Genomic DNA, 22227 nt, shown 5'->3' on the forward strand with positions numbered 1-22227 from the left:
AAGGGCTACGCCACATGACCCGAGACATCAACCGACCACTCACCCTGCTCGGCATCCACCCCTAACCCCACAACGACTTTGCCGGAACCCTGCCCGCCCTTGGGGGGCGTCCCTGCAACAGTCTATCGCCGGGGTACGACAAAACCGGTGCACAGCGGGGAATGGCGCCGAGTTGTCCACATCCGGGGGTGCCTGTGGACAAGCCTGTTCACAACTCGGCGGCCAAGGCGTTCACCAGCAACGATCCGCGGTGAGACTTCTCAGTATGGGCGAAATGTCTCGCTGAGACGTGCTTGGCGCTGGGCGCCTCCATGTCCGGAAAGCTCCGTTGGGGACGTTGACCGTCCTCAACGACGCGTTGCGGACACGGGAACCCCGGCAACGGCACGAGTCGCGAACGGCGCGGCCCCGGCGTTGAACGTCGGCGATGTGCCGTTCGCGACTCGGCCGACCTGCGCGGAAATCCGTGGCGGGGCGCTGTGACGGTGTCCCGGACGACGCTTCGTCCGAGCCACCGCACCTGACTCCATCGGTGTTCGGATGGCCCGCATGAATGACATTGCGAACCACCGGATGTGTCCTTTGTGGATAGTGTCGCCGTGAAAGGGTCCTTGGGAGCACTGAGTGCTGTGAAGGCTCCCCTTCAGGGCGTTCGGCGCACTGGCAGGGTGTGGCCTGTGAGGTGAGTGGTGCGCTTGTGGCTGGTGGTGACGGTGGGGCGCCTAGTGGCGGCATCGTCTGTCGCGAACGCTCCGTTCGAGACGTTCATCGTCGCCAACGACGCGTCCGGGACATCGCGCCGAACCGGGCACTGGACGCGGCGAGGCCGAGGGACGCCCTGGGTGCGTCCACCGCACCGAGGGACGCCCTTGTCACATCCAACGCACCCAGGGACGCCCTTGGCGCAGTCACACCGCAGGCCCGGCACCGGCCCACAGCGAGCGCGTCAACGCTCGCCGGTCAGCCGCAGAATCTCCCGCGCCACCGCGTCGTTCTGGCGGAAGGACGCCGCGTTGGTCCGTGGCCGCGTGAACGCCGCGGCCGAACGCGCGCTCGTGTGCGGGCCGACAGCGAAGCGATGTGGCCGTGCCTCGCCCGCACCGTCCAGCATCCGCGAGTCGCTCACCCGAGTGTGGATTCGCCCTGACGACAGCCGGTCACCGGTCGTCGAATCCACAATGGACTCCTCGACGAGTTCCCCGGAATCGCGCAGCTGCTGTAGCAATACGTCCGACGCGCGCCCGACACTGGCGTTCGGCAGCCGTGCTTCGATCAGCGTCCGTGCCGTGACCTCGCCGGGAAAGCTCACGCCGGAGGCGGCGAACAGACCGCGAGAGGTGTCCGCGCGCACCCGCATTTCCGCGCCCACGAAGGAAACCACTCCGGCATCTTGCAGTGCCAGCAGTTCCTCCAGCCGTCGTGGCGGTGGCCCACTGGCGAAGTACGAGAAGAACCCGTGGAACCATCCGTCCAGATCGGACAGTTGCGAAGCCGCGTCGAGACGACCGGTGCCCACCAGACCGGGAAGCTGGCCGTACACCGAAAGCAAGGCCATGAACGCGCCGAGGTCGGCACTGAACTCACTGTCGGCGCGCCGGGAAAGATCCGCCTCGACGTACTCCCGCAGTTCCTTGCCGAACTCCTCGGCGGAACCGGTCCACAGGCCGGTCAGCGGACGGTCCAAAGCGGACAGATCGAGCCGGTCCTGCTCGGCGGGAACGGCGCGGTCGATCAACGACGTCATTTCCGCGGAATCCCATGGTGTATCGGCGAAAGCGTCAGCGAACACGGCGAAGTCGAGCTGGACCCGGTCCGGATGCCCGGTGAACAGTTCGCTGTAGTACCCCCAGGCGATCTCCTTCGCGATCACCGGCCACACGTCGCGGCGGAAGTGCAGAGGCCCAGGTACCTCGCACAGCTTTTCTATCGCGTAGGCATCGAAAAACTTGGGTAGCTGCAAGGGCTTCCCCCGCAGCCGGTAGCCGATTTTCGCGTGATAGGGCACACCGCGGCGCGAGCCGACGTACAGCACCGGCTCGGCGCCGCTCGGGTGATAGCGCAGCCCGCCGCACGTCAGTTTCTCGAACCGGCCGCCGCGCCCCTCGGTCAGCAGCAACATGAGATCCACGAAGGCGAGCCCGAATCCCCGCACCAGCACCGGTTCCCCGGCTGGGACGGCCCCGTAGTCGACGTCGGCGGTGTACCCGGCCGGGTAGTAAGCCAGGCCGTGCTGGACGGCGAAATCGGCGAGTTCACTCTCCCGTCCGTCGGGTTCCGCGTCGATGTGGCCCACGGTGAACATCACCGCGTCGGCGATCACGGGCTCGTCGACACCGTCGAGCCACACCCGCTGCGGATCCCCGTCCTCGACCCGGACCGCGTGCGCACGATGCTCGACGACCTCGACGCCGTCGGGCAGTTCCGCGAGCACCTTCCGGTAAAACCAGTCCAGGTAAGCACTTTGCAGCCGCCGGGTCGGGAATTCCGTGCCCGCCAGCGAGTCCAGCTCGGACCGCACGCCGACGGGCACCTGCGCGTCGAGCGTGCCGTCACGCACCTGACGCGCCCATTCGATGAGGGAGGGGCCCGGCAGGATCGGCCCGTCGATCCGCACCGAGTCGTCGGTGAACACCGTGACGTCCTCGGCCATCGAATTCATGCGCAGCAGCGGGGACTGCGCATAACGCCAGACCCGGCCCGGTCCGGGCGGGAACGGGTCGATCAGATGCACGACGAGCCGCCCGGAGAGCAGCTCCGGAGCGTTCGCGGCAAGCCTTTCGAGGACGCCGACCCCACGCGGTCCGGCGCCCACGACGGCGAGTGTGAACGGCGGATCTTCGGCCACGCCCCGAAGTTACGCCGGGCCGGTGCCGCGGCGGGAAGTTCCCACAGTGCGGACACCGGCGGAAAGATCCCGCAAACCACCGTGCGCACGGCGCCGAATCCCTGCTATCTGTCCGGCACGGAAAGGATCGTCGATGATCGCGCAGCAGAGTTCCGGCACGCCGTCTTCCGCGCGCGGACGGGGAGGCGGCAGAGGTGTCCGATGACGTCCGCAGGCCGGACAAGGCACCGACGGCCAAGGATGTGGTCGACACACTGCGCCACGGCCGGTGGGCGATCTTCTGCCACGAATGGGCAGGCGATCGGATCGATCCCCCGCGCTGGCGCGAAATCGTCGACGCGGCCGCGACGGAAGCCGGGATCGACGCCGAGTTCGTGGTGATCGAGAAGCGCTCGCTGACCGTGGTCTTCAACCGCGCCGCGGCACCGTCGTTCGAGCAGGTCCGGGACTCCGTCGAGGTCATCGAGCGCTATCGCCGGCTCCGGCGCTGTTCCTGATCTTCCCAGCAGCCGGACGTCGTTGCCGTTCCGTACGCCGAGGGCGTAGCCGTGGAAAGGGACGACGAAATGGGGTGGCGGCATGCCGGTCGAATTCCTGGGCATCGGGGGAACGCACGACGGTTCGGAAACGCACGCGCGATCCGGCGGCGTCTTCGACAAGGAGTACACATTGCGGTTGGCCCGCGCGCACGAGGATTTCGGCTGGGATCGGGTGTTGTTCGCGTACGGCTCCGGTTCACCGGACCCCGCGCAGGCGGCGGCGTACGTCGCGACGAAGCTCGACACCCTGCAGATCCTGCTGGCGCATCGGCCGAACGTGTCCTATCCGACCTTCGCGGCGAAGACGTTCGCCAGCCTCGACCAGATTTCCGGCGGTCGCCTGACCGTGCACTTCATCACCGGTGGCAACGACCACGAGCAGCAACGCGAGGGCGACTACCTGACCAAGGACCAGCGCTACGACCGCACCCGCGAGTACATCCAGATCGTCAAGCGCGCGTGGACTTCGCCGGAGCCATTCGACCACGAAGGCGAGTACTACCGCTTCGCCGACTTCGTCAGCGACATCCGCCCAGTACAGCAGCCGAGGCCGAACGTGTCGTTCGGCGGATCGTCGCCTGCCGCGTACGCCGCCGGTGGCGCGGAGGCCGACATCTACTGCCTGTGGGGCGAGCCGCTCGCGCAGACGGCGGAGCAGATCGAAGCCGTCGCCGAGGCCGCGAAGGCAGCGGGCCGCACCGAAGTCCCGCGCATCCAGGTCGCGTTTCGTCCGATCATCGCGCCTACCGAGGAACTCGCATGGGAGAAGGCGTATCGCACAGTCGGCGCCATCAAGGAACGCACCGCGGGCGGTCAGCCACTGACCCGTCGTCACCGGCTGACCGATCCGGAGAACACCGGTTCCCAGCGGCTGCTCGAGATCGCCGAACGCGGTGAGCGGTTCGACCGCGCGCTCTGGACGCCGACCTCGGCCGCGACCGGCGGCGCGGGGAACTCGAACGCACTGGTCGGGACGCCGGAGACGGTCGCGCAGGCCTTGCTGGACTACTACGACCTCGGTGTCGACATCCTGTCCGCCCGCGGCTACGACATGCTCGGCGACACGATCGACTTCGGCCGCCACGTCATCCCGATCGTCCGCGAGGAAGTCGCGAAGCGTGACGCCGAACGGACGGCCACCGGCACACCGGCTCCGGACGCGCTCGCCGTCGACGGCTGATCAAGGGGCGCTTGATCACGATTACCGAACGTCTGCGATCGAAAAACTTCGGTAGCAGGCGAGATACCGGCGAAAGAACCTAGAGATTCACCAACGCCGCACGAGACACTGACCCCGGCAACTCACTTATCGTGACTAGGCGGTGACGACTAGCCCCCGCAGGTCTCCACCTGGTCACCGGTGCAGTACGGTCTGCACACGAAGCCGGGGAGAAGAACGCATGGCACCACCGTCGGCCCGGGTCACATTTCGCGAGGTATTCGGCGTTCCCGAATTCCGAGCGCTGTGGTTCGGCGAGCTGTTGTCGATCGCGGGCGACCAGCTCGCCAGGGTGGCGCTGTCGATCCTGGTGTTCACCGGCACGAATTCCGCGACGCTCACCGGCCTGACATACGCGCTGACGTACGCGCCTTCCCTGCTCGGCGGCGTGTTCCTCACCGGCCTCGCCGACCGCTTCCCGCGCCGCAGCGTGATGGTCGCCGTCGACCTGATGCGGGCCGGGCTGATCCTGCTGGTCGCGATCCCGGGACTGCCGTTCTGGGTGATGTGCGTGCTGGTCGGCGCGGTTTCCCTGCTGAACCCGCCGTTCAAGGCGTCCCAGCTGGCGCTGCTGCCGCAGGTGCTCGAAGGCGACCGGTTCGTGGTCGGCATGGGCATCCGCAGCATGACCGTCCAATCGGCACAGTTGCTCGGCTTCGCCGGCGGCGGCGCGTTGCTCACCGCGCTCGACCCGCGGCTGGCCCTGGTGCTCGACGCGGTGACCTTCGTCCTTTCGGCGACGTTCGTCCGGTTCGGCGTCCACGCGCGACCGGCCGCGGCGCCGAACAAGGAGAAACGCAAGTCGTTCTTCGCGAGCCTCGGCGCGGGCGGCCGGATCGCGTTCGCCAACTCCGCGCTGCGCACGCTGGTGATCTTCACCTGGCTGATGGGACTGCTCCCGGTCTACGAGGGGATCGCGGCGCCCTACGTTTCGGCGTCGGGCGGCGGCCCGCAGGTGATCGGCCTGCTGCTGGCGGCCGACCCGATCGGCAGCGTCATCTTCACCTTCGTCTACACCCGGTGGGTGCCCGCGCGGGTGCGGCCGAAGCTCATCGGACCGCTGTCCGCGCTCACCGCTGTTCCGCTGTTGCTCTGTTTCCTGCAACCGGGGCCGGTCGTGTCGATCGTGCTGTTCATCGTGTCCGGCGGCTTCGGCACGGTGGCGTTACTGCAGGCCACGGCCTCCTTGACGCTCGCGGTGCCGGACGAGCACCGGGCGCAGGCGATGGGCCTGTCCAACACCGGGCTGACCACGATGATGGGTATCAGCCCGCTGATCGGCGGTATCCTCGCGGATCAGGTCAGCGCCCAGACGACCGTCGGCATCTTCGGGGTCGTCGGAGTCGTGCTGACGGTGCCGTTGGCACTCGTGTGGCAGCGGGCCGTGCTCGCGGAGCCGAGCCGCTGGATCGATGAAGAAGCCGCACGCGCCGAACACGCCTAACGTGCTCCGCGCGTGAGGCTCTACCTGCGCGACCTCTGCGGTGCGCTTGCGGTCACTGGTCTTTGCCGCGCATCGCTGGCCACCCTTCACTCCGGCGTCAGGGAAAAAGTACACACTCAAAGCCCTTGTGGACAGGCGGCGAACGGGCTGAAACTGTGCGTGAGTGTTTTGTAACCGGACACCCGCGCAAGGGGTTGGGGGAAAAATGGTCACATCGGGGGAACACACTGGACAACGAGTGATTTCTGGTGTTGCCGAGTGGGCGCTGTGGTCACGGCCGCGCCGCTGGATCGTTGCGACGCTGAGCGCACTGGCCGTGACACTGATCTGGACGACGGTCAGCACCCTGGTGATCCCGGTCACGTGGAAGCACGTCGGACTCTTCTCCCTGCTGGCCGCGCTCGCGGTGACACAGTCCGAAGTCACCCGTCGCATCGAGCGCCAGCGCCGCATCCTGAGCAATGGCCCCCACGTCAACATGACGTCGGTGTGGCTGCTCCCCGGCGGCCTGCTGCTGCCCGTCCACCTCGTCGCCGCGCTCGGCGTCGTCCTGTACGTCTACATGGCACTGCGTAGCTGGCAGGGCATCCGCCCCGCGCAGCCGCACCGCGTCGCGGCCAACGCGACGACAATGATCCTCTCCGGATGTACGGCTGGGCTCGTGGGGGATTTTCTGCCCGCCACCAACGGAGTCACGATTGTTTGCGCCGCGGCGCTCGCCTTCTTCGTCGTCAACACCGCGCTCACCGGTCTCGGCCTCTACCTCGCCGAGCCCGAGTCCGCGACGGCCGAATCGTGCCTCGGCGGGATGGACGACAACCTGCTCGAACTGTCCACTTTGTGCGTCGGCGGCCTGCTGGTGATGGTGCTGCAGAACGAGCCGCTGCTCTCGGTGCTGGTGATCCTGCCGCTGTACGTGCTGCAGCGTTCCGTGCTGGTCAAGCGGCTGGAGGAACTGGCGACCACGGACCAGAAGACGCAACTGCTCAACGCCACGACCTGGCAGGACGGCGCGCAGCGGGAAATCTCCCGCGCCGAACGCGAAGGGGGCGGTTTCGGCGCGCTCATGATCGACCTCGATCACTTCAAGCGCATCAACGACACCTACGGCCACCTCGCGGGTGACGACGTTCTCAAGGCGGTCGCCGCGGTGGTGAAGGCCGAGACCAGGGCGCACGACCTCGTCGGCCGCTTCGGCGGCGAGGAGTTCGTCGCGCTCCTGCCCGCGACGTCCAAAGAGGACGCCATCGTGACGGCCGAGCGGATCCGGCAACGGGTCAGCGAACTCGTCATCGACACCAGGACCAACGAGGGCGAAGCGGTGGCGATCCAACGCCAGACGGCGTCGATCGGCGTCGCGTCGTATCCGCTCGACGGGTCCAGTGTGGAGGAGGTGATGGCGTCCGCCGACGCGGCTGTTTACGCCGCCAAACATGGCGGACGCAATCGCGTGGTCGGTTCGGTCGCCTCACCCGCACTCGCCGCGGTGGCTTAGGCCCAAACTCCCCGAGGCCCATGCCGTTAAGGCCACCTTACGGGCGTTGAATCCAGTCCAGTCGCGCGCAGCGCGTCCGTTGAGGGCGGCGGGGGCATGGATGGAGCCCATAAGGTGGCCTTAACGGCATTCGGGGGTGCGTCAGGCGAGGCCGGTGGCTTCGGCGGCGGCCGGGTCGGAGTCGGTGAGGAACTGGCGGCAGCGGTCGTACTCCTCGGATTCGCCGATCTTGCCCGCGGCGCGGGCCAGCGCCGCCAGCGCGCGCAGGAAGCCCTGGTTGGGGCGGTGCGACCACGGCACCGGGCCGAAGCCCTTCCAGCCGGCGCGGCGCAGCTGGTCGAGACCGCGGTGGTAGCCGGTGCGAGCGTAGGCGTACGCGGCGACGGCGTCGTCCGCGTCCAGGGCCTTCTCGGCCAGCGCGGCCCACGCCTCGCTGAAGTACGGGTGCTCCGCGGCGACGGTCGCCGGATCGGTCCCGGCGGCCAGCGCGGCCTGTGCGGCGGTGTGCTCGGGCAGCAGCGTCGGCTCGGGGCCGAGCAGGTTGGCGTGCGTCATACCCGCCATTCTGCCCAGACCCTCACCGGCCTAGAAGAAGAGACTCCCGAGCACGCCGCCACCGGCGAGCACGAGCGCGGCGATGACCACCGCGGCGACAACACGTTTGGGCATCATGGCCGGACACCATGCCGTCCCCGGCGGGTCCGAGGCAAATCCGCCACCCCTACGGGTGAACCCTGGTTTTCGCGGTATCTGCCACGTTTTCGCCCGGACGTCCGGATGAGCAGGGATGATGGCCCGCATGACAAAGGCAGGAGACGTCACCGGGGCCCTCGGGCCGGACGTCGTTCCCCGCGGCCCGGTCGGGAAGACGAAGCTGTTCTTCCAGCGACACTGGCACCGCGGCGCACCGGGCACGCCGACACCGGACTGGGTGCTGCGCTTCTGCTACGGGATGTGGCTGGTCGCGTTCGCCTTCAAGCTGCTGGGCTCGTCGTGGGACATGTCGTGGCACTTCATGTGGCTGCGGGACGATCTCGCCCCGCCGCACCTGATCAACACCGTCGGCACCGTGATCGTCCTGGTACTGGTGGCGATCCACAGCTACACCGGCATGGGCTGCGACAAACGCTCGCTGCGGCTGATGCAGATCGGGCTCGTCGTGTTCCTGGTCGCCGCGCCGCTCGACGTCATCAACCACCGCGTCAACGGCCTCGACCTGACCGCGTGGAGCCCGTCGCACATGATGCTCTACCTGGGCACCGGCATCATGCAGGCCGGCGTGCTCGACGGCTGGCTGAAGCTGTCGAAGCCCGGCAGGTTCCGCACCGGGGTACTGCTCGCGCTGTGGGCGTTCTTCCTGGAGAACACGTTCTTCCCGAACGGCCAGCAGGAGTACGGCATCCTCGGGCTGCGGGCCTGGGAACGCGGGACGCCGGAGGCGGAGCCGACGCTGCTGGACTTCGCCGCGAACCAGATCGGGCACCCCGTCGACCGGACGGCGGTCCTGCACTTCACGATGCCGATCCCGGAGTGGGTCTACCCGCTGTGGGGCATCGGCGTGATGGCGCTGATCCTCGCGCTCGCTCGCAAGACCGTCGGGACCCGCTGGGCGGCGACGACGGTCGCGGCCGCGTACGTGGCCTACCGCGCGGTGATGTGGCCGCTTCTGCTCGGGATGGGCTTCCCGGTGTCGACCGTGCCGTTCTACCTGCTCGCGGTCGGCCTCGCGATCGACGTCGCCTACCGGATCGGCCGGGAGCACGCGCTGCTCACCGCCGGGATCGGGGCCCTGCTGGTCACCGCGTTCGGCTATGGCGCGCTGTGGCTCCAGGCGCAGTTCCGGCCGTGGATCCTCGGCGACGCGCACACCGAATCCGCACCGCCGCTCGCGTACTGGACGGCCGGGGTCGCGCTCGTCGGCGTCTTCGCGCTGTGGGCCGCCGCGACCAGGCTGCCCGCACTCCGGCTCCGCAAATAGCTGAAGGGGACTTTCGTCGCATGCGATGCGAGGAAAGTCCCCTTCAGCTCGTCTAACGCGAGGAAAGTCCCCTTCAGCTCAGCTTGTTGCCCGCCGAGCCGAGCGACTGGGCGGCCTCGACGACGCGGGCGGCCATCCCGGCCTCCGCGGCCTTGAGGTAGCTGCGCGGGTCGTAGACCTTCTTGTTGCCGACCTCGCCGTCGATCTTCAGCACGCCGTCGTAGTTCTTGAAGAAGTGGTCCGCGATCGGGCGGGTGAACGCGTACTGCGTGTCGGTGTCGACGTTCATCTTCACCACGCCGTACGACACGGCCTCGCGGATCTCCTCCGGCAGCGAACCGGACCCGCCGTGGAACACCAACTCGAACGGCTTCGACCCGGCCGCGAGGCCCAGCTTCTTGGCGGCCGCTTCCTGACCGCCCTTGAGCACGTCCGGGCGCAGCTTGACGTTGCCCGGCTTGTACACGCCGTGCACGTTGCCGAAGGTCGCGGCCAGCAGGTAGCGGCCATTCTCGCCGGAGCCGAGCGCGTCGATCGTCTTCAGGAAGTCACCCTCGGCGGTGTACAGCTTCTCGTTGATGTCGTGCGCGACGCCGTCCTCTTCACCGCCGACGACGCCGATCTCGACCTCGAGGATGATGTTCGCAGCGGCCGCCTTGGCGAGCAGTTCCTGAGCGATCTCCAGGTTCTCGTCGAGATCGATCGCCGAACCGTCCCACATGTGCGACTGGAACAGCGGGTGCTGACCGTTCTTGACCCGCTCCGCCGAGATCTCGATCAGCGGCCGGACGAAGCCGTCCAGCTTGTCCTTCGGGCAGTGGTCGGTGTGCAGGGCGACGTTGACGTCGTACTTGGCGGCGACGACCTGCGCGAACTCGGCCAGCGCGACCGAGCCGGTGACCATGTCCTTGACCTTCTGGCCGGACGCGAACTCGGCGCCGCCGGTGGAGAACTGGATGATGCCGTCGCTCTCCGCCTCGGCGAACCCGCGGATCGCGGCGTTCAAGGTTTCCGACGAGGTCACGTTGATGGCCGGGTAGGCGAACTCGTTCGCCTTGGCCCGGTCGAGCATCTCCGCGTAGACCTCGGGGGTGGCGATGGGCATCGTTCTCCTCCTCGGAAAGGCCCTCCTCGAAAGGGCGCTTGGGCTTTCGGGCGCATCGTACGAGGTGGACCGGCACGGCACACCGGTCCCATGGCCTCGCCCACATCATCCCGCAGCGGCCCGCAGCAGCTTCAGGTCGGGCTTGCCGACGTCGGTGAGCGGAATCTCGTCGACCAGATGCAGCGCGTGCGGCGCGTACATCGCCCCCAAGCGCTCGGTGACGAACTCGCGGACTTCCTCGATCGTGAGCGTCCGGCCGGGCGCCGGCGACACCGCGACGTGGATGCGCTCCATCCGGTCCTCGTCGGGCACGCCGTACACCGCGACCTGCGCGACGGCCGGATGCCCGAACAGCACCTCTTCGAGTTCGGCGGGATACGCGTGCCCGCCGACCACGATGATCATGTCCTTGATCCGCCCGCTCAGATGCAGATAGCCCTCGTCGTCGAGGAAGCCGACGTCGCCGGTGTGCACCCAGCCGTCGCGGAACACCTGGGCGCTCAGCTCGGGATTACGCCAGTAGTGCGTGGCACTCGACGCGGACTTCACACACACCTCGCCGCGCTCGCCTGCCGGGAGATCCCGGTCCTCTTCGTCCCGGATCGCCACCTCGATGCCGGGCAGGGGCCGTCCCGCGGTCTCGAGCAGCTCGGGCCGCTGGTGTTCCTCCGGGCTCAACAGCGCGATGCCGCCTGCTTCGTTGGTCCCGTAGGCCTGGGCCAGCACCGGCCCGAACCGCTTCATCGCGGCCCTGATCCGCTCCGGCGAGGCGGGGCATCCGCCGTAGTTGATCTGCCGAAGGCTGGACAGGTCGTGCTGGTCGACCGCCGGGTGATCCATCAGCGCGTAGAGCAGCGGTGGCAGCACGATCAGGTCGGTGGCCCGGTACCGCTCGACCGCTTCGAAGACCTTGCCCGCGTCGAAGCGCGCCAGCAGCACGAGCCGGCCGCCGGCGAGGAGGATCGCGTCGGCGCTCTGCCCGGCGATGTGCGCGAGCGTGGCGCAGACGAGCTGGACCGTGTCCGGGCTGATGTAGGTGCTCATGAACTCGACGATTCCGGCGTGGGTGCGGAAACTCCACGGAATCCCCTTGGGGTGCCCGGTGGTGCCGCCGGTGTGCCGGATGCAGAACACGTCCTCCTCGCCGACCGGATGCGGTGCCATCGGCGTCGTGTCGGTGGCCGAGGCGAGCAGGTCGTCGAACGTGAGCTCCATCGCCGGGTGCTCGCCGAGTTCCTTGGCGCGGACGGCGAGATCGGGGTCGACCAGCAGCACGTCAGTGTCCACATCGGACACAATGGCGGTCTGGATCGCCGGCGCGATCCCCTCGTACAGGTTGACGACGCGGGCACCGATCAGGCTGACGGCGTACCGCGCGGCGAGCATTTCGACCCGGTTGGCGGACAGCGTCGTCACGGTCGAGCCCGGTCCGACACCGTGCCCGGCCAGCCCGCGGGCCATCCGGTGGACGAGCGCGGCCAGGTCACCCCGGCGCACCTCGGTGCCGTCGGGCTGGACACACGCCACGGTGTCCGGCTCGACGGCGAGCGCGGCGAGGATCGAGGCGACGTAGTTACCGGTCATGGGTTCCTCCCTGGTTCAAGATCACGAACCAGGGTGAACCCTCAAGTAAACTTGAACTCAAGGAATTCGCTGTCATCCGACGGAAAATTCCGCCAAGGCCGCCGGAATGGACGTTATCCCGCTTTCGAGCGCAGGAGTTTCAGGTCGGGCTTTCCCGCGTCGGTGAGCGGAATCTCGTCGACCAGGTGGACCTCGTGGGGCGCGTACATCGCTCCCAGCCGCTCGGTGACGAACTCGCGCAGCTCGCCGAGTTCGGCGGTTTGCCCCGGTTTGGGCACGATCGCCGCGTGGACCCGTTCCGTCCGGTCCGCGTCGGCGACGCCGTACACCGCCACCGCGCCGACCGCCGGGTGACCGAGGAGGATTTCCTCCAGTTCCAACGGGTACACGTGCCCGCCCACCACGATGATGATGTCCCTGAGCCGCCCGGACAGGTGCAGATAGCCCTCCTCGTCGAAGAAGCCCGCGTCCCCGGTGTGCACCCAGCCGTCCCGCCACACCCGCGCGGTGGCCTCGGGATCACGCCAGTACCCGAGCCCGCCCAGCGGTGACCGGACGCAGATCTCGCCGGGCTCGCCGGTCGGCAGATCGCGGCCTTCCGGATCGCGGATCGCGATCGTGGCGGCCGGATGCGGTTTTCCCACGGTGGCGAGCAGTTCGGGGCGGGCGTGTTCCTCGGGGCTGAGGAAGGCGATGCCCCCGGCCTCGGTGGCGCCGTACACCTGCAGGAGGACCGGGCCGAACCTGTCGACGGCTTCGGCGAGCCGAGCGGGGGAAGCCGGGCATCCGCCGTAGCCGATCTGCCGGAGACTGGACAGGTCGTGCTTGTCGGCCGCCGGGTGGTCCATCAGTGCGTAGAGGTGCGGTGGCAGCACGAGGAGATCCGTGACGCGGTACCGCTCGACCGCCGCCAGCACGGCGGCCGCGTCGAACCCTTGCCGCAGCACGAGTTCACCGCCGCTGACAAGGACGGCGTCGACGATGGAGCCCGCTATGTGCCCGAGCGGCGTGAAGACCAGCTGGACCTTGCCGGACTCGGGCGACACCGACCTCGCGAAGTCGACCAGTGCCAGCGGGGACCGGAACGGCAGCAGGATTCCCTTGGGGTGTCCCGTGGTCCCGCCGGTGTGGCGGATGCTGAAGATGTCGTCCGGGGAGACCGGGTACGGCTCCAGCGGACTCGGGGCCGCGGCCTCGGCGAGTGCGAGCAAATCCGCGCCCGGCGACCCCGGCCCAAAGCCGAGCACCGCTTTGACCGGCGCGGTAGCAAGGATTTCGATCGCGTTGGCGGACAACGCGGGATCGACCACGAGCAGATCGGTGTCCACATCGGACACAATGGCGGCCTGGGTCGCCACGGCCATGCCCTCGTAGAGCGAAACGACACGGGCGCCGAGCAGCCCGGCGGCATAGCGCGCGGCAAGGACTTCGGCGCGGTTCGGCGACAACAGCGTGACGGTGGCGCCCGGACGGACACCGTGCTCGGCGAAGACGCGGGCGAAGCGGTAGATCAGTGCGGCGAATTCACCACGGGTGAAGGTTTCGCCGCCGTCCTGGCGGCTGACCACGCAGTCCGGATCGGTGGCGAGCGCGGCGAGGATCGGTTCGACGTAGTTGTCGGTGGGCAAGATCGCAGCCTCCCAGTCTGGTCCTGCCCACCAGTCTGCTCCGGCCCCGTACCCCGTCGCCAAACCGTTTCCCTGTCAAGGTCCGTGAATGCCACATCGAGGGAATCAGAGTCCCCCGATGTGGCATTCACGGAACGTCAGAGCAGGACTTCGGCGAGCGCGCGGTAGCCCGGCAGCGGGTCCTCGCCGAGCACCTGGACCGTCACGTGGTCGGCACCCGCGTCGAGGTGCGCGCGGATCCCCGCGGCGATCGTCTCGGCGTCGCCGTGCAGGGCGAGCGCGTCGACCAGCCGGTCGCTGCCGTCACCGGCGAGGTCCTCGTCGGTGAAACCGAGCTTGCGCAGATTGGCGGTGTAGTTGGCGAGGCCGAGGTAGAACTTCACGGTCGCGCGCCCGATTTCGCGACCCTTGGCCGGATCGGTCTCCAGCACGACCTTGTGTTCCGGCGCCAGCAGCGGACCTTCGCCGAGGATTTCGCGCGCCTGCCGGGTGTGTTCCGGCGTCGTCAGATACGGGTGCGCGCCCGCGCTGCGCTCCCCGGACAGCTTGACGACCTTCGGGCCGAGCGCCGCGAGCGCCCGCGCCTCGACCGGGACGCCGCCCTTGTCCAGCGCGTCGAGGTAGTCGACCAGCGCCGCGTAGGGCTTGGTGAACTCCTGCGTGTGCTCACGGTGTCCCGCGCCGATGCCGAGCAGGAAGCGGTCCGGGTGCTTGGCGGCGATCCGCCGGTAGGACGCGGCGACCGTCGCGGCGTCGTCCTTCCAGATGTTGACGATGCCGGTCGCCAGTGCGATCCGGTTGGTCGCGTCGAGAACCTTCTCGACCAGTTCGAGGTCACCCGAGGGCGATCCACCGACCCAGATGGCGCCGTAGCCCAGTTTCTCCAGTTCGACGGCGAGTTCGGGGGTGAGCCCCTGCTCGTGCCGCCAGATGCCGATCCTGCCCAGTTCGATACCCATGCCCCTGCCCAACACCGGAGAAGCCGGTTTTCTGCCCGGGTCGGCTAACTTACTTTCTAGTAGCTTACTCGGGGTAGGTTGAGGTACGGTGCCGCCACAGGAACCGAGGAGGCATCGTGGCCAATCCCTTTTCGCTGCTCAACGGCCCGAAAAAGGTCGAAGGCAAGGTCGTCCTGATCACCGGGGCCGCCCGCGGCATCGGCGCCGGACTCGCGGAACGGCTCGCCGCGCACGGGGCGAAGGTCGCGCTCGTCGGGCTCGAAGCCGCCGAACAGCAGAAGGTCGCCGACCGGATCGGGCCCAACGCGCACGCGTGGGAAGCCGACGTCACCGACTGGGCCGCGCTGGAGAAGGCCACCGCCGGGGTCGTCGAGCACTTCGGCGGGATCGACGTCGTCATCGCCAACGCCGGGATCGCGACCGCGGGTTTCGTGCGCTCGGTGGACCCGGCCGCGTTCGAGAAGGTCATCGAGGTCGACCTGCTCGGCGTCTGGCGCACCTTCCGCGTCACGCTGCCGCACGTCATCGAACGTCGCGGCTACCTGCTCGCGATCTCCTCACTGGCCGCGATCACCCACGCGCCGGGCATGGCGAACTACGCCGCCGCGAAAGCCGGCGTCGAGGCGTTCTCGAACAGCCTCCGCGCCGAGGTCGCGCATCTCGGCATCAAGGTCGGCGTCGCGCATCCGACATGGATCCGCACCGACCTCGTCGAAAGCGCCGATGCGCATCCGGTGTTCGGCAAGCTCCGCGGGAGCATGCCCGGCCTGATCGGCAAGACGTATCCGCTGAACGTCGCGCTCGACAACCTCGAAGCGGGCATCCTCCGGCGCGCCAGGACGATCCATGTGCCGCGCTGGGTCGGCGGGCTCAAGCTGCTCCGCGCCTTCCTGCCGCCGATCATCGAGATCGGCTCACGCAGCCGCGTCCCGGCCGCGGACAAGGCCGCGCTGGAAGACGTCAAGGCACGCGGAGCGTACGAAGCGTCCGTCACCGGACACGGCGGCCGAGCGGCGACGAAACGGTCTTGATCTCGACAGCAGGCCACCCTCGGGGCACAGTTGACCACCTGACAACAGTCCCGTGAGCCCCGGAGGTGTCCGTGTCGCGTCGCGATCAGATCAGGATGACCGAGGACGAGGTCCGCGACTACCTCGCCGAACAGAAGGTCATCAACGTCGCCAGCGTCGGCCCCAACGGCCGCCCGCACCTGGCGCCGCTGTGGTACTACCCGCACGAAAACGGCGTCGCGACCTGGACCTATCGCACGTCACAGAAGGCGAAGAACCTCTACCGCCTGCTACAGGCGACCGTGCTCCTCGAGGACGGCGAGTCGTACGAACGGCTGCGCGGAGTCTCGTTCGAGGCCGACGTCGAGATCGTCGAGGACACCGCCGAGGTCACTCAGATGGGTATCGCGCTCATGCAGCGTTACGCCGGCGCGAAGCCCGGCGACCCTGTCCCCGACGAGCTGTCGACGTTCATCGGCGGCCAGGCCCCGAAGCGAATCGGCCTGATCCTGCGACCGACCAAGACCGCGAGCTGGGACCACACGAAGCTCGGAGGCGCCTACTGATTTGTAGGTACTGACGAGTAGGGAGTACTTGGAAGTAACTGTTACTTGAGGTAACGTCATAGACGGAGCACCCCAGCGCAGCGGAGGCCGTCAGATGACCGAACGCTTCAAGGTCGTGATCGTTGGCACCGGGTTTTCCGGGCTCGGCCAGGCGATCCAGCTCGAAAAAGCCGGTATCCGGGACTACGTGATCCTGGAGAAGGCCGACGAGGTGGGTGGTACCTGGCGCGACAACTCGTACCCGGGCTGCGCCTGCGACGTGCAGTCGCACATGTACTCCTTCTCGTACGAGCAGAACCCCGACTGGTCGCGGTCGTTCTCGCCGCAGCCGGAGATCTTCGACTACCTCAAGGGCGTCGCGGACAAGTACCGGCTGCGCGAGAAGATCCGCTTCGGCATCGAGATCACCGGGGCGCACTGGGACGACGGCGAGCGCCGCTGGGCCGTGGAGACCAAGACCGGTCAGGAGTTCTCCGCGCAGTTCCTGGTCTCCGGCGTCGGCGGTCTGCACATCCCGCAGATCCCGAAGCTGCCGGGGATCGAGAAGTTCAAGGGCCAGAAGTGGCACTCCGCGCAGTGGAACCACGAGTACGACCTGAAGGGCAAGAAGGTCGCCGTCGTCGGTACCGGCGCGAGCGCCATCCAGTTCGTGCCCCGGATCGCGCCGGATGTCGCGGAGCTGACGCTGTTCCAGCGGACGCCGCCGTGGATCATGCCCAAGCCCGACCACGCGATGCCCGGCTGGGCACAGACGCTGTTCCGCCGCGTGCCGGGCACGCAACGCGCGTACCGCAACGCGCTCTACTGGCTGCTCGAAGCGCGGGCGATCGGCTTCAACGGCCATCCCGCGATCATGAAGGCGGGCGAGCTGATCGCGCGGCGGCACATCGCCAAGGGCGTCAAGGATCGCGCGCTGCGCCGCAAGGTCACCCCGGACTACACCATGGGCTGCAAGCGAGTCCTGATCTCCAACGACTACTACCCGGCGCTCAACCGGTCCAATGTGGACGTCGTGACGAGCGGGGTGCGCGAGGTCAAGGCACACAGCGTCGTCGACGGCGCCGGTGTCGAGCACGAGGTCGACGCGATCATCTACGGCACCGGCTTCCACGTCACCGACGCGCTGGAATACCTCGACATCACCGGTGTCGAGGGCCGCAGCCTCGCCAAGACGTGGGCCACCAACGGACTGGAGACCCACAAGGGCATCACGGTCTCCGGCTTCCCGAACCTGTTCTTCCTGCTCGGCCCGAACACCGCGCTGGGACACAACTCCGTGGTGTTCATGATCGAATCGCAGTCCCGGTACGTCGTCGACGCGATCAAGCTCGCCGACTCGCGGGACGCCGCGGCGCTGAACGTCCGGCCCAGCGTGCAGGACCAGTTCCAGGCCGAGATCCAGGACAAGCTGGTCAAGGGCGTCTGGACACAGGGCGGCTGCAAGAGCTGGTACCTCGACGCGAAGGGTGTCAACCGCACGATCTGGCCCGGGTTCACCTGGCGCTACTGGCTGGAGACCCGCAAGGTCGACCCGAGCGACTACGAGCTTTCCGGACGGGCCCGGTGACCACCGCGGCAGCGTCCAATGCCGCCTCCGCGGGAGGAAATACGTCGGCGGAGGACCACGAGCAGATCGTCCTGCACGCGCGCGACGTCAAGTTCGACTGGGCGTCGCTGCCGATGCACTGGATTCCCGGCGAGCCGCAGGCGACCCACACGATCAACGTGCTGCACATCGCGCTGCCCGAGGGCGAGCGCTGGTTCGTCGAGGTGTTCAAGCAGGCCGTGCCGCTGATCCGCGACGAACGGCTCAAGGAGGACGTCCTCGGCTTCATCGGCCAGGAGGCGATGCACGCCGAGGCCCACGACGGCGCGGCGGAGCACCTCGAAGCCGCCGGACTGCATGTGCGGCCGTATATCGCGCAGATGGAATGGCTGTTCCGCAAGCTGCTCGGCGATCGGGACCTGACCGGCAAGGCCGCCGAGGAATGGCTTGTCGAACGGCTCGGCGTCATCGCCGCGATCGAGCACTACACCGCGTTCCTCGGCCAGTGGGTCCTGGACGCGAAAGCGCTGGACGAGGCGGGCGCGGACCCGACGATGCTGGACCTGCTGCGCTGGCACGGCGCCGAAGAGGTCGAGCACCGCTCCGTCGCCTACGACCTCTTCCGTCATCTCGACCAGCGCTACACTCGGCGGGTGCGAAGCATGGCCGTGGTGACCCCGGCGCTGGCGTGGATTTTCGTGCGGGGCACCAGGTTCCTGATGCGCAATGACCCGACGTCGCCGGGCAAGGCGAGTTTCCGCGCCTACCGCAAGGCGGCCAAGAAGGGCCTGCTGCCCACCGGAAGGCAGCTGCTGCGGGAGATCCGGCCGTACTTCCGCCGGAGCTACCACCCGACCGAAACGGGCAACACCGAACAGGCCGTGGCCTACCTGGCGAGTTCGCCGGCCGCGCAGGCGGCCGACGCGCCGAAGTGAGCCTCCCGCAGCGGCTCTACGGCGGACCGGGCACCGACCGCGCACTGTCCCTTTTGGCCGGTGCGGCCGCGGTGTACCGGCGGCTCAGCGAGTTCAGCGGACGCCGCCGCACCCCGGTCCGCGCCGTCGACCGGAACCTGACGCTTCGGGTCGACGCCGTGCGTGCCGAGGCCGACGAGGTCGTGAGCCTGCGGCTGGTCCCGCCTTCCGGTGGCCTGCTACCCGCGTGGCGGCCGGGCGCGCACATCGACCTCGTGCTGCCGTCCGGCGCGATGCGGCAGTACTCGCTGTGCGGAGACCCCGACGACCGCACGACCTACCGGATCGCGGTGCGGCGGATCGGCACCGCGTCGTCCGAGGTGCATACGCTGCGCGCGGGCGCGAAAGTGACCGTTCGCGGGCCGCGGAACGCCTTCCCGTTCGTGACCGCGCCGCACTATCTGTTCGTCGCGGGCGGGATCGGGATCACGCCGATCCTCCCGATGGTGCGCCGGGCCGACGCGCTCGGCGCCGACTGGCGGCTTGTCTACACAGGACGTTCCCGCGCGTCGATGCCCTTCCTCGACGAGCTGGCCTCCTACGGCGAGGAGCGCGTCCGGATCCGGCCGGACACCGAGTACGGCATCCCGGCGTCGGGCGCGGAACTGCTCGAAGGGATGCCGGACGGGGCGTCGGTGTACTGCTGCGGGCCGGTGCCGATGATCACCGGCGTCCGGGTGGATCTGGCGATGACCGGCGCCTCAGCGGTGTACTTCGAGCGGTTCTCGACGCCGCCGATCGTGGGCGGAAAGCCGTTCCAAGTCGAGCTTCGACGGTCCGGCCTGGTATTGGACGTGCCCGCGGATCGGTCCACACTGGACGTCGTACGGGACGTTATGCCCGATGTGCCCTATTCGTGTCGCCAGGGCTTCTGCGGGACCTGCGCGGTGCCCGCCGTCGGCGGCGGCTCGGTACGGATCTGCGTCGATCGCGGCGACGCCGCGCTGGAGCTGTAACCCTGCCCGATTTTCCAGACTTTCAGGACTCTTCGGGCAACCAGGCGCCGATGACCGGCTTGAACTCACGCACCGTGCGCTCGGCCACCACCCCTTCGAGGTGATACGGGTCCTGGTTGATCAGCTCGGTGAGGGATGTCTCGTCGTCGGCCTGGTAGAGCGTGATGCCGCCGGTGCCGTCGCCGAGCGGGCCGGCGACCGCGACCCGGCCCTGCTTGGCGAGTCCCTGCAGGAACTCGCGGTGTCGCGGCCGCACCTCCGCCAGCTTCTCCTGCACGTAGCGGATCTCGACGAGGTACCAGGCCATGAGGATCTCCCGGGGCGGGCGGCAGTGACGCTGGTGACGTTACCGGGGGACGGGAGGGCAATCTCAGCATCCGATCGGTGGCACCGCCGGGCCGACCCGATAGGCTGGTCCTGCGCCGGGAGCTGTGCGAACGCTGTGAAACCGCAGCGGCACGCCGAGCCAGCACGGCGTGCCAGAGAAGGTGCCGGAAGCACGGCATGGTCGGGGTCGAGACAGGCAGGGGTTCATGCTCGAAGGCAATGCGGAACGCAGTGTCGAGGCGACCCTCGGCCATCTGCGCGTCCTGGACGGGCCGGCGCCACCGCCGCAGCCGGCCGCGCCGCTGACTCTCGAAGACCTCTACCGCCAGCATCGGATGCGGCTGGTCCGCCTCGCGATCCTGCTCGTGGACGAACCGGCGACCGCCGAAGACGTCGTCCAGGAGGCCTTCACCGGGCTCCACCGCAACTGGGGCCGGTTGCGGGACGCGGCGGCCGCCGTCGGCTACCTGCGCACCGCGGTGGTCAACGGGTCACGAAGTGTGTTGCGGCGCAGGAAAACCGCACGCGAATACGTTCCGCCACACGCGGTGAACGCGCGCTCGGCCGAAAGCCTGGCGATGCTCTCGAGCGAGCACCAGGCCGTCGTCAGCGCGCTGTCGAAGCTGCCGCCCCGCCAGCGCGAGGTGCTGGTGCTGCGCTACTACGGTGGTCTAAGCGAAGCCGAGATCTCCGAAGCCGCCGGGATTTCCAAAGGTACGGTTAAATCGACCGCCAGCCGGGCGCTGGAAGCACTGCAAAAGGCGATGCAGGCCCCACACTGAGCCCGGTTGGACCACACCGATCACTGAGTTGCGGCACCATGCTTGGTCCAGACCAATATATGCTGGGGCGCGTGAGAGGCGCCGGAGATTTCGTGATCACGGGCGGCCGCGTTGCCGCCCCGGACCGTGTACTCGACGACGGCTGGCTGGCCGTCTCCGACGGGCGGATCGCCGGTGTGGGTTCCGGGACCCCGCCGGAGGGCCCCGCCGTCGACGTCGCCGGGGCGCTGGTCGTCCCCGGCTTCATTGACACGCACTGTCACGGTGGGGGCGGTGCGTCCTTCAGCACCCTCACCCCGGACGAGGTGCACACCGCCGTGCAGGCACACCGGCGGCACGGGACGACGACCATGCTCGCCAGCCTGGTCTCCGACCACGTCGACATCCTGCGCGAGCAGATCGCCGTGCTGCGTGAGCTGGTCGAGCAGGGCGACGTCGCCGGGATTCACCTGGAGGGGCCGTTCATCTCGAAGGCCCGCTGCGGTGCGCACGACCCGATGGCGCTGCTGGAGCCGGACACCAGGACCGTGGACAAGCTGCTGCGGGCCGGTCAGGGCGCGATCCGGATGGTGACGCTGGCGCCCGAGCTGCACGGCGGCATCAAGGCCGTCCGCCAGCTCGCCGAGTCCGGGGTGATCGCCGCGATCGGGCACACCGACGGCGTCGAGGAGCAGCTGCTGCCCGCCATCGAGGCCGGGGCCACGGTCGCGACACACCTGTTCAACGGCATGCGCCCGCTGCACCACCGCGAGCCCGGCCCGGTCGGGGTCCTGCTCGACGACGAGCGCATCACCATCGAGCTGATCTGCGACCTCGTGCACCTGCACCCGACCGTGGTCCACCTCGCGGCCACCCACGCCGGGCGCGACCGGACCGTGCTGATCACGGACGCGATGTCGGCCACCGACGCCGCCGACGGCCGCTACACCCTCGGCAGGCTGGAGGTCGACGTCCACGACGGCGTCGCCACGCTCGCCGACAACGGTTCGCTGGCGGGCAGCACGCTCACCATGGACAACGCCTTCCGGAACCTGGTGCTCGGTGCGAAGCTGCACATCCTCGACGCCGTCCGCGCGACCTCCGAACGGCCCGCCGAGCTGCTCGGCATCGCGAACCGGACCGGCTCGCTGCGGACCGGGTTCGCCGCCGACGTCGTCGTGCTGGACGACGACCTGCGTCCGCTTAAGGTGCTGCGCCGGGGCGAGTGGGTCGCGGAGGTCGGCCGGGCTACCTTGAGTACGTAAGGACCCGTGCCCGACCCTGGGAGACG

The 22227-nt window shown here is 68.5% G+C and carries 19 protein-coding genes; 12 read left to right on the plus strand and 7 right to left on the minus strand.

Annotation, left to right across the window (positions count from 1 at the left end; genetic code table 11):
* Nucleotides 1–946: 946 nt before the first annotated feature.
* On the minus strand, nt 947–2845 hold the full coding sequence (locus tag ACFW0G_RS16990; RefSeq protein WP_378326220.1) for an FAD/NAD(P)-binding protein: 1899 nt from the start codon (nt 2843–2845) through the stop codon (nt 947–949).
* A gap of 194 nt (nt 2846–3039) precedes the next feature.
* On the opposite strand from ACFW0G_RS16990, the gene ACFW0G_RS16995 reads away from it, so the two are divergent.
* The 4 genes from ACFW0G_RS16995 (at nt 3040) to ACFW0G_RS17010 (ending at nt 7542) form a co-directional block, all read left to right on the plus strand.
* Complete coding sequence (locus tag ACFW0G_RS16995) at nt 3040–3342, plus strand: hypothetical protein (RefSeq protein ID WP_378326221.1); 303 nt, start codon at nt 3040–3042, stop codon at nt 3340–3342.
* An 82-nt stretch (nt 3343–3424) separates the two neighbouring features.
* Entirely contained in the window at nt 3425–4564 is a 1140-nt protein-coding gene (locus tag ACFW0G_RS17000) for an LLM class flavin-dependent oxidoreductase (protein ID WP_378326222.1), read from the plus strand.
* 220 nt (nt 4565–4784) lie between these two features.
* Nucleotides 4785–6047 carry an MFS transporter gene (locus tag ACFW0G_RS17005; protein WP_378326223.1) on the plus strand — a complete coding sequence of 421 codons (1263 nt, stop codon included), beginning with the start codon at nt 4785–4787 and terminating at the stop codon, nt 6045–6047.
* A gap of 322 nt (nt 6048–6369) precedes the next feature.
* A complete protein-coding gene (locus ACFW0G_RS17010) occupies nt 6370–7542 on the plus strand; it encodes a GGDEF domain-containing protein (RefSeq protein WP_378326379.1) in 1173 nt (390 codons plus the stop codon).
* Between the two features lie 141 nt (nt 7543–7683).
* On the opposite strand, the gene ACFW0G_RS17015 is transcribed toward ACFW0G_RS17010, so the two are convergent.
* Complete coding sequence (locus ACFW0G_RS17015) at nt 7684–8097, minus strand: DUF3151 domain-containing protein (RefSeq protein WP_378326224.1); 414 nt, start codon at nt 8095–8097, stop codon at nt 7684–7686.
* Nucleotides 8098–8341: 244 nt separating this feature from the next.
* Here ACFW0G_RS17015 and ACFW0G_RS17020 point away from each other — a divergent pair, with 244 nt between their 5' ends.
* Entirely contained in the window at nt 8342–9520 is a 1179-nt protein-coding gene (locus tag ACFW0G_RS17020) for a hypothetical protein (RefSeq protein ID WP_378326225.1), read from the plus strand.
* A 73-nt stretch (nt 9521–9593) separates the two neighbouring features.
* On the opposite strand, the gene fbaA is transcribed toward ACFW0G_RS17020, so the two are convergent.
* The 4 genes from fbaA to ACFW0G_RS17040 all read right to left on the minus strand — a co-directional run bounded on the left by fbaA (nt 9594) and on the right by ACFW0G_RS17040 (nt 14796).
* Nucleotides 9594–10625 (minus strand): class II fructose-bisphosphate aldolase, encoded by a 1032-nt coding sequence (gene fbaA / locus ACFW0G_RS17025; RefSeq protein WP_378326227.1) that lies wholly within the window; start codon nt 10623–10625, stop codon nt 9594–9596.
* 105 nt (nt 10626–10730) lie between these two features.
* Entirely contained in the window at nt 10731–12209 is a 1479-nt protein-coding gene (locus ACFW0G_RS17030; protein WP_378326228.1) for a class I adenylate-forming enzyme family protein, read from the minus strand.
* Between the two features lie 113 nt (nt 12210–12322).
* Nucleotides 12323–13837 carry an AMP-binding protein gene (locus ACFW0G_RS17035; protein WP_378326229.1) on the minus strand — a complete coding sequence of 505 codons (1515 nt, stop codon included), beginning with the start codon at nt 13835–13837 and terminating at the stop codon, nt 12323–12325.
* 137 nt (nt 13838–13974) lie between these two features.
* Nucleotides 13975–14796, minus strand: coding sequence for an LLM class F420-dependent oxidoreductase (locus ACFW0G_RS17040; protein WP_378326231.1), 822 nt, complete (start codon nt 14794–14796; stop codon nt 13975–13977).
* 116 nt (nt 14797–14912) lie between these two features.
* On the opposite strand from ACFW0G_RS17040, the gene ACFW0G_RS17045 reads away from it, so the two are divergent.
* The 5 genes from ACFW0G_RS17045 (at nt 14913) to ACFW0G_RS17065 (ending at nt 19848) form a co-directional block, all read left to right on the plus strand.
* Nucleotides 14913–15827: an SDR family oxidoreductase gene (locus ACFW0G_RS17045; protein WP_378326232.1), complete on the plus strand. Its 915-nt coding sequence runs from the start codon at nt 14913–14915 to the stop codon at nt 15825–15827.
* 71 nt (nt 15828–15898) lie between these two features.
* Entirely contained in the window at nt 15899–16372 is a 474-nt protein-coding gene (locus ACFW0G_RS17050) for a pyridoxamine 5'-phosphate oxidase family protein (RefSeq protein WP_378326233.1), read from the plus strand.
* A 94-nt stretch (nt 16373–16466) separates the two neighbouring features.
* Nucleotides 16467–17939: a flavin-containing monooxygenase gene (locus ACFW0G_RS17055; RefSeq protein WP_378326234.1), complete on the plus strand. Its 1473-nt coding sequence runs from the start codon at nt 16467–16469 to the stop codon at nt 17937–17939.
* A complete protein-coding gene (locus tag ACFW0G_RS17060) occupies nt 17936–18853 on the plus strand; it encodes a metal-dependent hydrolase (protein ID WP_378326235.1) in 918 nt (305 codons plus the stop codon). Before ACFW0G_RS17055 ends, ACFW0G_RS17060 begins: the two co-directional genes overlap by 4 nt.
* Complete coding sequence (locus tag ACFW0G_RS17065) at nt 18850–19848, plus strand: PDR/VanB family oxidoreductase (RefSeq protein ID WP_378326236.1); 999 nt, start codon at nt 18850–18852, stop codon at nt 19846–19848. Before ACFW0G_RS17060 ends, ACFW0G_RS17065 begins: the two co-directional genes overlap by 4 nt.
* 22 nt (nt 19849–19870) lie before the next feature.
* On the opposite strand, the gene ACFW0G_RS17070 is transcribed toward ACFW0G_RS17065, so the two are convergent.
* Complete coding sequence (locus tag ACFW0G_RS17070; protein ID WP_378326237.1) at nt 19871–20155, minus strand: YciI family protein; 285 nt, start codon at nt 20153–20155, stop codon at nt 19871–19873.
* Nucleotides 20156–20381: 226 nt separating this feature from the next.
* Here ACFW0G_RS17070 and ACFW0G_RS17075 point away from each other — a divergent pair, with 226 nt between their 5' ends.
* Together ACFW0G_RS17075 and nagA are read left to right on the plus strand one after the other, a co-directional pair.
* Complete coding sequence (locus ACFW0G_RS17075; protein ID WP_378326238.1) at nt 20382–20957, plus strand: SigE family RNA polymerase sigma factor; 576 nt, start codon at nt 20382–20384, stop codon at nt 20955–20957.
* 92 nt (nt 20958–21049) lie between these two features.
* Nucleotides 21050–22201, plus strand: a complete 1152-nt coding sequence (gene nagA / locus ACFW0G_RS17080; protein WP_378326380.1) for an N-acetylglucosamine-6-phosphate deacetylase — start codon at nt 21050–21052, stop codon at nt 22199–22201.
* Nucleotides 22202–22227 lie beyond the last annotated feature (26 nt).

The organism is Amycolatopsis sp. NPDC058986, from assembly GCF_042741125.1.
GTDB lineage: Bacteria > Actinomycetota > Actinomycetes > Mycobacteriales > Pseudonocardiaceae > Amycolatopsis.